The sequence below is a fragment of the Polymorphospora sp. NPDC050346 genome, from assembly GCF_040655695.1.
In the GTDB taxonomy this organism is placed as follows: domain Bacteria; phylum Actinomycetota; class Actinomycetes; order Mycobacteriales; family Micromonosporaceae; genus Polymorphospora; species Polymorphospora lycopeni.
In genome coordinates this window covers 1-12,748 of the sequence record NZ_JBFAKM010000045.1, presented here as the reverse complement: position 1 = coordinate 12,748, position 12,748 = coordinate 1, and the positions used below count along the sequence as shown (strand labels likewise).

General features: G+C 70.4%; 14 protein-coding genes and 2 pseudogenes. 9 read left to right on the top strand and 7 right to left on the bottom strand.

What is annotated here, in order from left to right:
* Window positions 1–35: 35 nt before the first annotated feature.
* Together AB0I42_RS32010 and AB0I42_RS32005 are read right to left on the bottom strand one after the other, a co-directional pair.
* Complete coding sequence (locus AB0I42_RS32010; protein ID WP_357543350.1) at window positions 36–746, bottom strand: ABC transporter ATP-binding protein; 711 nt, start codon at window positions 744–746, stop codon at window positions 36–38.
* Between the two features lie 547 nt (window positions 747–1,293).
* On the bottom strand, window positions 1,294–1,479 hold the full coding sequence (locus AB0I42_RS32005) for a hypothetical protein (RefSeq protein WP_357543279.1): 186 nt from the start codon (window positions 1,477–1,479) through the stop codon (window positions 1,294–1,296).
* A 32-nt stretch (window positions 1,480–1,511) separates the two neighbouring features.
* On the opposite strand from AB0I42_RS32005, the gene AB0I42_RS32000 reads away from it, so the two are divergent.
* Window positions 1,512–1,655 carry an ATP-binding protein gene (locus tag AB0I42_RS32000; RefSeq protein ID WP_357543277.1) on the top strand — a complete coding sequence of 48 codons (144 nt, stop codon included), beginning with the start codon at window positions 1,512–1,514 and terminating at the stop codon, window positions 1,653–1,655.
* On the top strand, window positions 1,652–2,317 hold the full coding sequence (locus tag AB0I42_RS31995) for a response regulator transcription factor (RefSeq protein WP_357543275.1): 666 nt from the start codon (window positions 1,652–1,654) through the stop codon (window positions 2,315–2,317). The genes AB0I42_RS32000 and AB0I42_RS31995 overlap by 4 nt, the downstream gene beginning before the upstream one ends.
* Window positions 2,318–2,569: 252 nt before the next feature.
* Here the strand turns inward: AB0I42_RS31995 and AB0I42_RS31990 are convergent, their stop codons facing one another.
* Window positions 2,570–3,775 (bottom strand): monooxygenase, encoded by a 1,206-nt coding sequence (locus AB0I42_RS31990; RefSeq protein WP_357543273.1) that lies wholly within the window; start codon window positions 3,773–3,775, stop codon window positions 2,570–2,572.
* Window positions 3,776–3,961: 186 nt separating this feature from the next.
* Between AB0I42_RS31990 and AB0I42_RS31985 the strand changes: the two genes are divergently transcribed.
* Both AB0I42_RS31985 and AB0I42_RS31980 read left to right on the top strand, forming a co-directional pair.
* Window positions 3,962–5,371 (top strand): phosphatase PAP2 family protein, encoded by a 1,410-nt coding sequence (locus AB0I42_RS31985; protein WP_357543271.1) that lies wholly within the window; start codon window positions 3,962–3,964, stop codon window positions 5,369–5,371.
* A 118-nt stretch (window positions 5,372–5,489) separates the two neighbouring features.
* A pseudogene (locus AB0I42_RS31980) lies at window positions 5,490–5,573 on the top strand (hypothetical protein); the annotation flags it as partial.
* A gap of 125 nt (window positions 5,574–5,698) precedes the next feature.
* Here the strand turns inward: AB0I42_RS31980 and AB0I42_RS31975 are convergent.
* Window positions 5,699–5,812 (bottom strand): annotated as a pseudogene (locus AB0I42_RS31975) (IS5/IS1182 family transposase); the annotation flags it as partial.
* Between the two features lie 17 nt (window positions 5,813–5,829).
* On the bottom strand, window positions 5,830–6,159 hold the full coding sequence (locus AB0I42_RS31970; RefSeq protein WP_357543269.1) for a transposase: 330 nt from the start codon (window positions 6,157–6,159) through the stop codon (window positions 5,830–5,832).
* On the opposite strand from AB0I42_RS31970, the gene AB0I42_RS31965 reads away from it, so the two are divergent.
* The 5 genes from AB0I42_RS31965 (at window position 6,127) to AB0I42_RS31945 (ending at window position 9,783) form a co-directional block, all read left to right on the top strand.
* A complete protein-coding gene (locus AB0I42_RS31965) occupies window positions 6,127–6,549 on the top strand; it encodes a hypothetical protein (protein WP_357543267.1) in 423 nt (140 codons plus the stop codon). The two genes, AB0I42_RS31970 and AB0I42_RS31965, sit on opposite strands and share 33 nt — an antisense overlap.
* A 243-nt stretch (window positions 6,550–6,792) precedes the next feature.
* Window positions 6,793–7,440 carry a hypothetical protein gene (locus AB0I42_RS31960; RefSeq protein ID WP_357543265.1) on the top strand — a complete coding sequence of 216 codons (648 nt, stop codon included), beginning with the start codon at window positions 6,793–6,795 and terminating at the stop codon, window positions 7,438–7,440.
* Window positions 7,356–8,552 carry a glycosyltransferase gene (locus AB0I42_RS31955; protein WP_357543263.1) on the top strand — a complete coding sequence of 399 codons (1,197 nt, stop codon included), beginning with the start codon at window positions 7,356–7,358 and terminating at the stop codon, window positions 8,550–8,552. Before AB0I42_RS31960 ends, AB0I42_RS31955 begins: the two co-directional genes overlap by 85 nt.
* Window positions 8,549–9,196 carry a DUF998 domain-containing protein gene (locus AB0I42_RS31950; RefSeq protein ID WP_357543261.1) on the top strand — a complete coding sequence of 216 codons (648 nt, stop codon included), beginning with the start codon at window positions 8,549–8,551 and terminating at the stop codon, window positions 9,194–9,196. Before AB0I42_RS31955 ends, AB0I42_RS31950 begins: the two co-directional genes overlap by 4 nt.
* Complete coding sequence (locus AB0I42_RS31945; protein WP_357543260.1) at window positions 9,187–9,783, top strand: DedA family protein; 597 nt, start codon at window positions 9,187–9,189, stop codon at window positions 9,781–9,783. The genes AB0I42_RS31950 and AB0I42_RS31945 overlap by 10 nt, the downstream gene beginning before the upstream one ends.
* A gap of 461 nt (window positions 9,784–10,244) precedes the next feature.
* Here the strand turns inward: AB0I42_RS31945 and AB0I42_RS31940 are convergent, their stop codons facing one another.
* Window positions 10,245–11,696, bottom strand: coding sequence for a HAMP domain-containing sensor histidine kinase (locus tag AB0I42_RS31940; RefSeq protein ID WP_357543258.1), 1,452 nt, complete (start codon window positions 11,694–11,696; stop codon window positions 10,245–10,247).
* Window positions 11,693–12,424, bottom strand: a complete 732-nt coding sequence (locus AB0I42_RS31935; protein WP_357543256.1) for a response regulator transcription factor — start codon at window positions 12,422–12,424, stop codon at window positions 11,693–11,695. The genes AB0I42_RS31940 and AB0I42_RS31935 overlap by 4 nt, the downstream gene beginning before the upstream one ends.
* Window positions 12,425–12,748 lie beyond the last annotated feature (324 nt).

Sequence of the window (12,748 nt, the reverse complement as noted above, 5' to 3'; positions counted from 1 at the left end):
GAGCACGCTTCGAGCCGCGCTCCGTATCATCTGGCTCATCGCCCCAGGCCCTTCATCACGTCGATCACCGAATCGGCCGACGGGTGATCCATCACGTCGTGCACTCGGCCGTCGACGACGAACACGACGTGGTCCGCCCAGGCAGCGGCGTTGGGATCGTGCGTGACCATCACGATCGACTGGTGATGCAGATCGACTGCTGATCGCAGGAATCCGAGGATCTCCTGTCCGGACCGGGTGTCGAGGTTGCCGGTGGGCTCGTCGGCGAAAACCACCTGCGGCCGGGCGACCAGCGCCCGGGCGACGGCGACTCGCTGTTGTTGGCCACCCGAGAGCTCCGTCGGCCGATGATGCATGCGATCACCGAGGCGCAGCAGCGACACGACCTGATCGAGCACTGCGGCACTCGGCCGCCGCCCCGACAACGTCAACGGCAGGCAGATGTTCTCCTCGGCCGTGAGCGTCGCCACGAGATTGAACGCCTGGAACACGAACCCGATCCGTTCTCGGCGCAGCCTGGTCAACTCGCGGTCGTCGAGGGCCGACAGATCGGTGTTGCCGACGAATGCGCGGCCCGACGTGAGCTGATCCAGCCCGGCGGCGCAGTGCATCATCGTCGACTTTCCCGAACCCGATGGGCCCATCACAGCCGTGAACTTCCCCGTTGGGAACGCGATGGTGACGTCGTCGAGCGCGACGACGGCCGACCGGCCGGAGCCGTATCGCTTGACGGCACCGACGAGCATGGCTGCGGCGTCATCAGCATTGGCTGACAGCGCGCTCCCGAACTGTCGATCGACGACCGTGGAATCTGGACGTGAGGACACGAGATCTCCGATGAGTGGTTGGTCAGGGTTCACACGGTGCTCCATGAAACCGGTGGTGCTTCACGGCTTTGTCGTTGTTTCCCCGGTCGGGTTCGGTGTGCACGTAGGCCCGGGGCACCCGCAGCTGCCTCATCGAGCAGGTCTGCCTCACCGCTCGATGTCCGGATGCGGCGAGCGATCTGGGTTGGAAGTTGGCTCGTGCTGTCCCTGTTCACAGTGCCGGTATGCCGGTTCGGCGAGTGGGTTTGGTAGCGCGGGCGTGCACGCCCGATACCACGACCGCCGCCAGCGCCACCCACAAGCCAGTCACCAGCCACAACGCCCATCGGCCTGCCAACCGACCGGCCGGCGCTTCCCCGGACGGCGCTGCGTTGACTGCCATCACTAGCCCCCTACATGCGGGTTACGTCGCTTATCTGACTCCTACTCCTACCGAGCGAATCTGAGACGACCGTTAATGCGGTGCTCAGGCCGGGCGGCCGAACCAGGTGCCCAGCGCACCCACCAGCGTGGTGGCGTCGAGGTCCTGCCCGGTAGGCAAGGCCCAGGCGACACAGAGCACCAAGTCCTGTTGGTGGCGGAGGGAAAGATCGCCCTGGTCCACCCAGACGTGTGGGAGTACGACGTCGGCGGCATGGGCACCGTACGTCATTGTTTCTAACCGTCGTCTCAGGTCCGCTCGGTATGAAGTGGGCATCGCCGGGCGCGGGTCTCGGCCTCGCCGGCATGGCCGAATGCGCCGCGCTCTACGGCGGCACGGTCAGCGCCGGCCCCGCACCGGACGGCGGCTGGATCGTGCACGCGCCCCTGAAAGGCAGCCATTCATGATCACTGTGCTCGTGGTGGACGCCCAGCCGCTGCAGCGCTTCGGGTTTCGCATGCTGCTGGAGAGCACCCCCGACACCGAGATCGTCGGCGAGGCCGAGATCGGTGCCGAGGCCGTTCGGCGGACCACCGAGCTGCATTCCGACGTGGTGCTGATGGACATCCGCATGCCGGGCGCCGACGGGATCGAGGCCACCCGGCGCATCGTCGCCGCCGGTGGGCGTTCGCGGATCCTGATGCTGACGACGTTCGACGTGGACCAGTACGCGTTCGCTGCGCTGCGGGCCGGGGCGAGCGGTTTCCTGCTCAAGGACACCCGCCCGGAGGAGCTCCTCGCTGGCATCCGGGCCGTCGCGGCCGGGGACGCGGTGATCGCGCCAGCGCTGACTCGGCGGCTGCTCGACGCGTTCGCCGACCGGTTCGACGATGACCTCTGCGGGCCCATGCGGGAGGATCCCCGGCTGGACTCCCTGACCGACCGGGAGCGCGAGATCCTCGTCGCCATCGGCCACGGCCTCACCAACGGCGAGATCGCGCAACGGTTCACGCTGTCGGAGTCGACGGTGAAGACCCACGTCGGGCGGGTCCTCGCCAAGATCGGCGCACGGGACCGGATCCAGGCCGTCACCCTCGCCTACGATCTGAGACTCACCCGGCCGAATTAGCGCTCATCTCGCGCGTCCGTCGGGGGCGCGACCGTAGTTCCCAGCCGTACCGCACCGCTCCGGGCCGATCCGGGCCGATCCGCCCCGCGTGATCGACCGCTCCGCTGCCGGGTCCGCGTGCAGCCGCCCACGTCACCGCCCGTCCCACCGCCACGACCCCGCACGGGTGTGAGTTCAGTGCGGACGTGTGTGAGCTCAGAGCTGTTTCTCGGCTTGTTGACCTCAGGTAGCTCACACACGTTCGACACTTCGTCAGGACTTGCGGGGGGAGACCGTCATGATGCCAATGCACATCTCGTCGCTGGTGCCGTCGCCCCACACCACGTAGCGCGGCGGCAGCTTGCTCAGCTGCGGCAGCCGTTTGCGCAGCCCCGCGTCGTGCGTACACGTCACCCGCAGCGTGTCCCCCGGGCCGATCTCCACCGGCGACGGCAGCTTCATCATCCGCTGGTTGTCGAAGTCGAACTGCGGCACGTCCAGCACGACCATGGCCTTCGGCGTGCCCGGGTTGAGTTCAACCTTCATCGACCGTCCGAGCATGTGCATGTGGCCGAAACCGGCGAACAGCGTCATCGGCGCCTCCACCTTGTGGTCGCAGGTCTGGGTGTCACCGGGCTTCGTCGCGCCGCCCTGGTTGCACTCCTCCACCTGACGGTCCGCCATCTCGCCGACCTCCGGCCCGAACCGCTTCGTCACATCCGCGATCGAGGCCGCCCGGTCACACAGCGGCCCCGACTCGTCGGCAGCGCAGGGCAGGTCGGTCGGCGCGTCGAGCGACCACGTCTCGAGTTCCCTTGTCTGCGGCGTGCCGTCCGTCAGCCGCAGCCGCACCGCCGAGCGGTCCGACCCGGCCGGCTTGCCGTCGGTCGCCAGCAGGTTGTAGTGGATCTGGAGGACGACCAGGCTGCCCGGCTCCAGCCTGAAGCCGGCGTCCTGGTCGAGCAGCGTCTCCGTGGCGCCCGGCGCCCAGGTGTCCACCCACGCCGCGTCCCCCTCTTCCACCTCGGCGCCGGCCACGCCGGTCCCGCCGAAACACTGCCAGCCGAGACCAGGGATCTCCGCGTCGTGCTCGCGCACCGCGGCAGCGCCGCCCGGCGGCACCGCGTACACGATGGCGTGGTGCGCGATGGCGACGTTCTCCGGCATGAACTGGGTCCCGGTCAGGAACGCCACCTTGGTCAGGCCCGGATCGATCATCTGGCACCGGTACTCGTCCGTGCCGCCCTCCGGCGGCGCGGGCGTGTAGGCCTCGGGCATCTTCAGGTCGACGAACCGCTCGCCGGCACGCAGCGGCTGCGGTGGAGCCAACGACCCGCCCGCGTGCGCGCCGTGCGAGCCGGCCGCGGCGGGCGCCGAACTGTTGTCGGCGTCCGACCCGCAGGCGACGACAGCGAACGCCGTCGCCAGCGCCATGGCGGCCGTCCCGAACCTCCACCGTGGATTTTCGCGATTCCTCATGGCCTGAAAGCTAGGACCGATTCCGTCCTGTTTCGTCGTACTGCGGTCGTCAATCTCGGGAGGGAGGCGGTACTGCGGTACTACGTCACCTTCACCGCCCGCACGTCCATTAATCGTCGTCTCAGATTCGTCCGGTACGAAGCCGGCATCGAAGAAGCGATGTAGCTCGTACCTAGGAGGCTGTTGATGGCAGTCGAAGCGGCGCCGCCCGGTCGGTTGGCCGGCCGGTGGGTGCCGCTGCTGGTGGTCGTCGCGGTCGGGCTCGGGTTCGGACTGCTGGTGCTCCTCGTCCGGCTGCACCTCGAACCGGTGATGAGCGTCGACCGCGGTGTCGCCCGGGAGCTCAACGAGGTCGTGTCGCCCCGGCCGTACCTGGTGAACGCTCTCAACAGGACAACCCGGCTGGGCGGGCGGCCGGTCATGCTCTGGCTGGTCGGCGTCGCCGCGCTGCTGCTGCTGGTGCGCCGGCGGGGCCGCCTCGCGGTCTACCTGCTGGCCACCGCCGCCGGCGCGCTGCTGCTCGACCCGTCGGTGAAGTCGCTGGTCGGCCGGCTGCGCCCGGTGGTGGAGGCGCCGGTGGCGGCTGCGCCCGGCAACAGCTTCCCGAGCGGGCACGCGCTCGGCTCGATGGTCGTCTACGGCGCCGTGCTGCTGGTGTTCCTGCCTGCGGTGCGCTACCGCAAGCTGTTCATCTCGGCGGTTGGGCTGCTCGTGTTCGCCATCGGCGTCACCCGGATCGCGCTCGGCGTGCACTACCTGACCGACGTGCTGGCCGGCTGGCTGCTCGGCGCGCTGTGGCTGAGCGTCACGGCGTACGCGTTCCGGCTGTGGCGGCGCGAGGCGGGACACCCGGTGGCGCCGCTCGACGAGGGCCTGGAGCCCGAGGCCGCCGAGGCGATCAAGCCGGCGCCTGACCTCAGCCGCCCGATCCCGCACCGGTGGGTCAAGGCCACCGAGACCCTGACCGGCTGGGTGTTCACGTTCGGCATCCTGTACGTCGTCGGCTACCTGCTGAAGAACCACACCGAGGGCACCTGGCTGGGACGTTTCGACGACGGCGTGGTCCGGTGGCTGCAGACGTTCCGCACGCCCACCCTGGACGACGTGAGCTGGGTGTGGAGCAAGGCCGGCGACACCCACGCCATCCTGGCCATCTCGCTGGTCTTCTGCCCCATCGCGCTGGCCGTGTGGCGGCAGTGGCGACCGGTGGTGTTCGTGGTGCTCACCATGGTCGGCGAGCTCACCTTGTTCCTGTGCACCGCGGTCGCCGTCCAGCGGGACCGCCCGCCGGTGGCGCAGCTCGACGGCCCGATGCCCACGTCGTCGTTCCCGGCCGGGCACATCGCCGCCACGATGTGCATCTGGGTGGCGATCGCGGTCCTGGTCATGGGCCGGATGCACAGCCGGTGGCGCTGGCTCGCCGTGGTGCTCTCGGTGGTCATGCCGGCCGGCGTCGCGCTGTCCCGGATGTACCGCGGCATGCACCACCCGACCGACCTGCTCGGCGCCGCGATCCTGACCGCGCTCTGGGTCGGCCTGCTGTGGTGGGTGCTGCGGCCCGACGTGCGCACGGCGCCGGCCGAGGTGCGCAGGTGACGCTGCGCTTCGTCACCTGGATCAAGACCGGCGGGATCGACCGCGGGCGCGGCGACCGCTCGGCTGGGGCGGCGGCATCCGCACCGCGTGGGACGTCGTCCGCTGGCCGCTCAGCCTGGTGCTGATCGTGTTCACCGTCGGCCTGCTGTTCGAGCAGGCGCCGCGCCGCAAGCGTCCGGCGCTGTCCTGGCTGCTGTTCGGGGCGGCGGTGGCCACCGTGCTGTGGTGGCTGGCGAGCCTGGCGCTGGCCGGGTACGTCCGAGTCAGGACGGCTTCGGCGCCACATACGCCCGCTCACCGCGATCTCCGCTACCGCAGTTCCCTGGTGTCCGACGCCTGCCCCGGTGTGAGCCGTTTGACCAGGCTGCGGCCGCGACCCTCAGCCAGCAGATGCAGTTTGGTGGTCAGTCCTCCCCGCGAGCGACCCAGCGCTTGGGCTGCCGCGACTCGGCCGGGGCTCAACCCCCTTTACGAGCCCTCCGCAGCATGCTGATGCGCGCGCACCACGCTGGAGTCGACCTGCGCCCGCCAGTCCAGATCGCCACAGCGTCCGCGTCGGTCTGCAACTGCTGCTCGATCCGCGCCCACGTGCCGTCGGACTTCCACCGGGCGAACCGGTCGTAACAGGTCTTCGCCGGCCCGTACCGATCCGGGATCTGATCCCACTTCGCGCCGTTGGCGATCCGCCACAAGATCCCGTCGATCACCTGCCGGTGATCCCGCGACCCGCCCCGTAGACGAGGGCGCTGTGCGAGATGTTCTCGGACCTGATGGACCTCGACGCCCACCGGTACGTCGCCGACATGTTCGCCGGCATGGACGTCCGGTACCACCTGGGCGACGACCACCGGCTCGTCTGCACCCTGTGCCCGGACAGGAAGTTGACGCTGAAGCAGCCCGACCCGGACGTCGTCACCGCGGTGACCCGGTCGGCGGACCTACTGCGCGAGGGTCGTGGGCCCCTGCTCGACCTCGTCGACCGCGCGGAGGTCCGCGACGCCACGGCCGCGTGGACCGCACGGGTCAACACCGTCACCGCCCGTACGAACCGGGTGGACGTCGACGCGTTGCTCATCCGGCCCGACGGCTGTGTCGCCTGGGCCTTGCCTACCGGGCAGGACCTCGACGCCACCACGCTGGTGGGTGCGCTGGGCACCTGGTTCGGCCACCCGGCCTGAGCACCGCATTAACGGTCGTCTCAGATTCGCTCGGTAGGAAGTCGGCATCAGATAAGCGACCTAACTCGCATGTAGAGGGCTAGTGATGGCAGTCAACACAGCGCCGTCCGGGGAAGCGCTGGCCGGTCTGTTGGCAGGCCGGTGGGTGCCGTGGCTGGTGATCGGATTCCCTACCACGGAGCTACATCGGTCGGCCCCGCAGAGGGACGACCGGTGCGGAACCCTCGGCCGAAGCCTCTCGGCATGGATGTGACACAGGCCGTGCTTGAGCACCCCTACCTGGTGCTCGGTCTCTTCGTGCTCGTCGAGGGGCCGGCCGCGACGATCACCGCGGGCACCCTGGTCGGCGCCGGCGCTGCGGCGTTCTGGCCGATCTGGGTGATCGTCGCGCTGGCCGAGGTGGTGGGCGACAGCCTGCTCTACCTCGTCGGCCGGTCGGCCCGGCGGCCCTGGGTGGCGTCCCTGCTGAGCAGGCTCAAGGCGACGGCGCTGCTCGACCGGCTGGCCGGGATGTCACTGCCTCGGCTGGTGATCACCGCCAAGCTCGTCGACGTCTTCGCCCTCCCTGCGTTTGTGTCGGCGGGGCTCGTCGGGCTCCCGTACCGGAGATTCGCCGCCTGGGTGGGTGTCACCGCCGCCGTACGCGGCCTAGTGCTGATCGGTCTCGGTGCTCTGCTCGGTAGCCAGCTGTCCGGCCTGCTCGCACTGCCCGGCGGCATCTTCCTGCTCACCGCGGTCGTCGCCGTGCCGGTCGCTGTCTTCCACCTCGTCATGAAGCGATACCACCTACGAAAGGTAGTTGTCCCATGCGCATCCTCATCGGTGCCGACACCTACACCCCTCACGTCAACGGGGCGTCCTACTTCGCCCAGCGTCTGGCCGTGGCACTGACCGCCCGGCACGAGGTGCACGTGGTCGCGCCGTCGACGGACACCCGCAACCATGCCGGCATGTCCAGCGACGGCGTCGTCGAGCACCGCGTGCGTTCCTTGCCGGTGCCGGGCCACTCAGGTTTCCGGTTCTGCCCGCCACTGGGGCTGCGCGCGGCAGCCCGCCGGATCCTCGACGAGGTCCAGCCCGACGTGGTGCACGTGCAGAGCCACTTCCCGCTGTGCCGGACGCTGGTCGACGCGGCGCACGAGCGCGGCCTGTTCGTCATCGCCACCAACCACTTCATGCCCGAGAACCTGATCCACTACCTGCCCATCGGCAACGCTGGCCGGACGAGGGTGCACGAGTGGGCGTGGCGCGACGCCGCCCGGGTGTTCGCCAAGGCAGACATCGTCACGGCCCCGACCCCGTACGCCGCCACGCTCGCCGTCGTCTCCGGTGTGTCCGGGCCGGTCCTGCCCATCTCGTGCGGCATCGACCTCACCCGCTTCCGTGAGCAGGCGCCCGCGGCCGAGTTCCGATGGGCCTACAGCCTCGCGCACAAGCCGGCCATCACGTACGTGGGCCGGCTCGACGCCGAGAAGAACCTCGACGTCGTGATACGGGCGTTCGCGCTGGTGCGGCGCTCCCTCGACGTCCAGTTGCTCCTGGTCGGCACTGGGTCCGAGGACCGGACGCTGCGGTCGCTCGCCGGGGAACTGGGCGTCGCCGAGCATGTCAGGTTCACCGGCTTCATCCCTGACGAGGACCTTCCCTCCGCATACGCGGCGTCGGCGGTCTTCGTCAACGCGGGCACCGCCGAGCTGCAGAGCCTGGTCACGCTCGAGGCGATGGCCAGCGGAAGACCCGTGATCGGCGCCGATGCCGCAGCCCTGCCCCACCTCGTACGGGACGCGGAGACCGGCTACCTGTTCCCGCCCGGCGACGTTGTCGTGCTCGCCGAGCGACTGCTCACCGTGCTCCGCGACCCGAAACACGCGGAAGAGCTCGGGCACCGGGCTCGTGCCGTGGCCGAGCAGCACGACCAGACCCGCACGGTGTCCGCGTTCGAGCAGCTCTACCGGATCCGTCCGGCCCGTGAGGCACCCGCGCCCGCCAAGGTCGCCGCATGACAGCGACGATCGTCCAGGCGGGCACCTCCCGCTGGTATCGCAACGCCCAGCTGAGCCTGGGCCTGGGCACGGCGGCCGGGGCGGGCCTGCTGCTGGTCGGCGACGTCGACCCAGTGGACCAGACGGTCAGCGAATCGATCCGGACCGTGCCGGGCACAGTCCTGCTGGCCCTGGCTGCGTGCGGGCTCGCGGCAGCCGGCGCCTGGCTCCTGGCCGGCGCCCGGCGCGTGCTGCCACCGGCCTGGCCCCTCACCGTGCTGCTGTCGGCGTGGTGCGTGTCCCTGGTCGCGGTGGTGGTGTTCCCCACGAACCTGCCGGGGACCGAACCGGGCGTCGCCGCCGTGGTGCACCGCTTCGGCGCGGCGCTGATGGCGGCGCTGCCACCGCTCTTCGCCCTGCTCATCGCCAAGCGTGCCGGGCGCGGGGCCGACCCGGCCCGGGTCCGCTGGCTGCGCGCGGCCGGGTGGTCCGCGTTCGCCGCGTGCGTCGCGTTCGCGGCGGTGAACGGGCCGGCGGTGCTGCTCGGCCAAGGCCTTCTCCCGTTCGCGGGCCTGGCCGAACGGGTTCTGCTGGCGCTCGTGCTCGTCGTAGTCGGGCTCTGCGCCTGGGTGCTCGAAGGGGAGGAACGGTCCCAATGGACCTGATGGCCATGATCGAGAACGCGATGACCTCTCCGGTCATCTATCTGGCGATCCTCGCGCTGGCGATCCTCGACGCGTTCCTGCCGTTCCTGCCGTCGGAGTCGGTCGTCATCGCGGCGGCGGTCTTCGCAGTGTCGGGCATCCCGTCGCTTCCGCTGATCATCGTGCTCGCCGCGCTGGGCGCCTTCGTCGGTGATCACATCGGCTACCTCATCGGGCGCTTGGTGCGCGAGCGCCGTCCGGGCGGCCGCCTGATCCGCGCCGCCGACAGGACCGCCCCGCACCTGCACCGCCGGGGCGGCGCCCTGATCATCGCGGGCCGGTTCGTCCCCGGCGGCCGAACCGCGATCGTGACCGCCAGCGGTGCCACCGGCTACCCGTTTGCCCGCTTCACCCTGTTCACCGCCATCGCCGCCGTCACCTGGGCTGGCTATTCCGGCCTGATCGGCTACCTCGGCGGCGCCGCCTTCGAATCCAACCCGACGCTGGGCCTGGCGGTCGGCCTCGGTCTCGCCCTGTCCATCACCACGCTCGGCGAACTGGTCCGCTACGTGTTGCGCCGCCGCCGAGCGGCGACCGCGGCCGGATGACGTCGTCGGGCACCGAGTGAGGCAGGCAACGTTCATACCCGAGTCGTGCGCCCGCGTGCCGGCGGCCCAGCTGCCCGCCCCCGCGTCTGCGGTGCTACAGAGGTTGAAAGGCTGACGTCTGTGTGGTCTGGGTGGCTCGGGGTCGAAGGTCATACCGGTCTGGGCGAGGAAGCCAGCGATGGAGGTCGGTCTGGTTCTGGCAGGCGCGTAGCCGCTGTCGGACCAGGTCGGCGAGGTGGTTGACACCGTGGACGGCGATGCGTGGCCGAGCCGGCTGTCCCGTCCGACGGCGGAGCCGCCGGAGGGTCAACAGTCGCTCGCCGACGACGAGGAGCCCGCGCTGCAACGGTGAGCGCGGCGGCACAGACGAGATCCGGGACAGGGACCCAGGCCCGTCCCGGATCTTTTCATGGGCCCGACGCTCGCCGCCCTTTGGTTCTGCGCCGCGCCGCCGGGGCGGGTCAGCGCACCGCGGTGTCCTCCCCGGCGGCGAGCCGCGCGATCGGGGCAGGCGGGGCCGCAGCCGGCAGGTCGACCCGAAGTAGCGCGCCACCGCGCGCGGAGCGGGCGACGGTGGCCCCGCCGCCGTGGGCGTCAACGACCCGCTGCACGATCGACAGCCCCAGCCCGGATCCCGGCAACGCCCGCGCGCTGTCGGCACGGTAGAACCGGTCGAACACCCGCGGCACGTCGGCGGCGTCGATGCCCGGCCCGCCGTCGTCGACCTCGAGCACTGCCGACGCGCCCTCGGCACGGAGCCGGACCTGGACCGGCTGGTCCGCGGGGGACCACTTGCCGGCGTTGTCGATGAGGTTGAGCACCGCCCGCTGGAGCGCAGCTGGACGGCCGCTCACCCACACGGAGGTCACGTCGAGCGCGACCTCGACGTCGGGCAGGCGGGAACGCGCCCGGGTCGCGGCGGCCACCACCACGTCGGCGAGGTCGAGCAGCTCGGTGCTCTCGTCGCTGACGTCACCGCGCGCCAGGTCGGTCAGCTCGGCGGCGAGGGTGCTCAACTCGGCCACCTGGACGCCGAGATCGTTGAGCAGCCGGGTCCGGCTCTCCGCCGGCAGCGCGCTGTCTAGGGTGCCGCGCCGATCGAGCCGGATCAGCAGCTCGACGTTGAGGCGCAGGCTGGTGAGCGGGGTCTTGAGCTCGTGGGCGGCGTCCTCGGCGAGCAGCCGCTGGGCTCGCCGGGAGTCCCGGAGCGCGGCGAGCATGTCGTTGATCGACTGGATCAGCCGCCGGATCTCCCCACCGCCTTCATCCGGGATGTGGGCATCGAGATCCTGGGTGTGCGCGACACGGACTGCGGCGGCGGTCAGCCGGTCGATCGGCGCCAGCCCGATCCGCGCCACGGTCCGCCCGACAAGGGCGCCGCCGACCACGCAGAGCAGCCCGATCAGCAACATACCAAACCCGAACTGGTTGATTGGGCTGTCGTCGACGACGCGGGCCACCTGGACCGCGCCGTCGCCCGCCCTCAGCGTGTAGATGAGGTAGCCGTCCTCGTCTCTGTCGTTCGACTCCATCAGGTCGGCCAAGCCGCCCTGCGCCACGCGCCCGGCGTGCTCGCTGACCGGCGGCAGCGCGGGTTGCCCGGTCGGCGTCCGGGTCGAGCCGTCGGGCAGGATGACCCGCACCAGCGGACCGGATCCGGGATATGGCGGTAGCGGGACCTGCGCCAGACCGGCGCGCTCCGCGTTCGTCGCCAGAACGCGGGAGTCCGAGCGCAGCTGATTCTCGGCGGTGTCCCGCAGCTGCCAGTCCAGCAACTCGCTGGCCACCTGGAAGGCCATGAACACGCTGACGGCGATGGCCGTCGCCGCGATCACCGTCAGCCTGGTCCGCAGCGACCGCCGGCGCCACCATCGGGTCAGCCGGCGCGGTTCCCGGCCTGCGGGCCTGCTCACGGAGGAGTCTCCCGCAACGTGTACCCCAAGCCGCGCAGCGTGTAGATCAATCGCGGCTCACCCTCGGCCTCCATCTTGCGGCGCAGGTAGCTCACATATACCTGGAGGTTGTTGGCGGTGGCGCTCATGTCGAAGCCCCAGATCGCCTCGAACAGCGCGTCTCGGGTCAACACCCGGGTCGCGTTGCGCACAAGGACCTGCAGGAGGGAGAACTCGGTCCGAGTCAGGCGCAGCGGCCGCCCGCCCCGCCACGCCTCGAACCTGTCGGGATCGAGCCGGACGTCGGCGAACGACAGGATCTGCGACTCCCCGTCGCCCGGCGTACGCCGGCGCAACAGAGCCCGCACCCGGGCCAGCAACTCCTCGGTGGCGAACGGCTTGGGCAGATAGTCGTCGGCACCCGCGTCCAGCCCTGCGACCCGGTCGGAGACCTGATCCCGGGCGGTCAGCATCAGCACCGGCAGATCCCGACCCGCCGCCCGCAACCGCCGGCAGGTCTCCAACCCGCCGAGGCGGGGCATCATCACGTCGAGAATCAGCAGATCCAGCGTGTCACCGCCGGCCCCACCGACCCCGTCGAGCACGGCGAGACCGTTGGCGACGGTGCTGGTGTCGTAACCCTCGACCTGGAGCACCCGCTCCAGCGACTCACGGATAGCCGCGTCATCATCCGCAATCATGATCCGCACACCGGCCGCCCCCTCCCAGTCGATGCTCTCGCCGCCCATTTTCCCCGATCAACCTGAGGCCAGGATTAGCGCGTCGCTGGGCACCGGCCAGACGCAACGAACCGGCCGTCAGGGTGCCAACGGCACAACACTATCGAGGGCCTCTCAGGCGTTGCGGGTCAACCGGCGACGCGGACAGCTGGTACATAATGTGGGATGACTCGGCGCACCGCGTCGGCTCGACGACGTTGACCTCCGGCTGACCGAGCCGGACGTGTTCGTCCGCCACGGCGCCGTTGCGTTGTCGGATCGGTTGGCGTGTTGAACCCCGTGTCGGGGCTGCGGTCAGATTGCTTGGGCGAGTTCGGTGAACGCCGCGGCAAC

Excerpts from the sequence above, each read along its gene's own strand:
- AB0I42_RS32010 (WP_357543350.1), bottom strand. The coding sequence starts at position 746 with ATGCTCGTCGGTGCCGTCAAGCGATACGGCTCCGGCCGGTCGGCCGTC.
- AB0I42_RS32005 (WP_357543279.1), bottom strand. The coding sequence starts at position 1,479 with ATGACGTACGGTGCCCATGCCGCCGACGTCGTACTCCCACACGTCTGG.
- AB0I42_RS32000 (WP_357543277.1), top strand. The coding sequence starts at position 1,512 with ATGAAGTGGGCATCGCCGGGCGCGGGTCTCGGCCTCGCCGGCATGGCC.
- AB0I42_RS31995 (WP_357543275.1), top strand. The coding sequence starts at position 1,652 with ATGATCACTGTGCTCGTGGTGGACGCCCAGCCGCTGCAGCGCTTCGGG.
- AB0I42_RS31990 (WP_357543273.1), bottom strand. The coding sequence starts at position 3,775 with ATGAGGAATCGCGAAAATCCACGGTGGAGGTTCGGGACGGCCGCCATG.
- AB0I42_RS31985 (WP_357543271.1), top strand. The coding sequence starts at position 3,962 with ATGGCAGTCGAAGCGGCGCCGCCCGGTCGGTTGGCCGGCCGGTGGGTG.
- AB0I42_RS31965 (WP_357543267.1), top strand. The coding sequence starts at position 6,127 with ATGTTCTCGGACCTGATGGACCTCGACGCCCACCGGTACGTCGCCGAC.
- AB0I42_RS31960 (WP_357543265.1), top strand. The coding sequence starts at position 6,793 with ATGGATGTGACACAGGCCGTGCTTGAGCACCCCTACCTGGTGCTCGGT.
- AB0I42_RS31955 (WP_357543263.1), top strand. The coding sequence starts at position 7,356 with ATGCGCATCCTCATCGGTGCCGACACCTACACCCCTCACGTCAACGGG.
- AB0I42_RS31950 (WP_357543261.1), top strand. The coding sequence starts at position 8,549 with ATGACAGCGACGATCGTCCAGGCGGGCACCTCCCGCTGGTATCGCAAC.
- AB0I42_RS31945 (WP_357543260.1), top strand. The coding sequence starts at position 9,187 with ATGGACCTGATGGCCATGATCGAGAACGCGATGACCTCTCCGGTCATC.
- AB0I42_RS31935 (WP_357543256.1), bottom strand. The coding sequence starts at position 12,424 with ATGGGCGGCGAGAGCATCGACTGGGAGGGGGCGGCCGGTGTGCGGATC.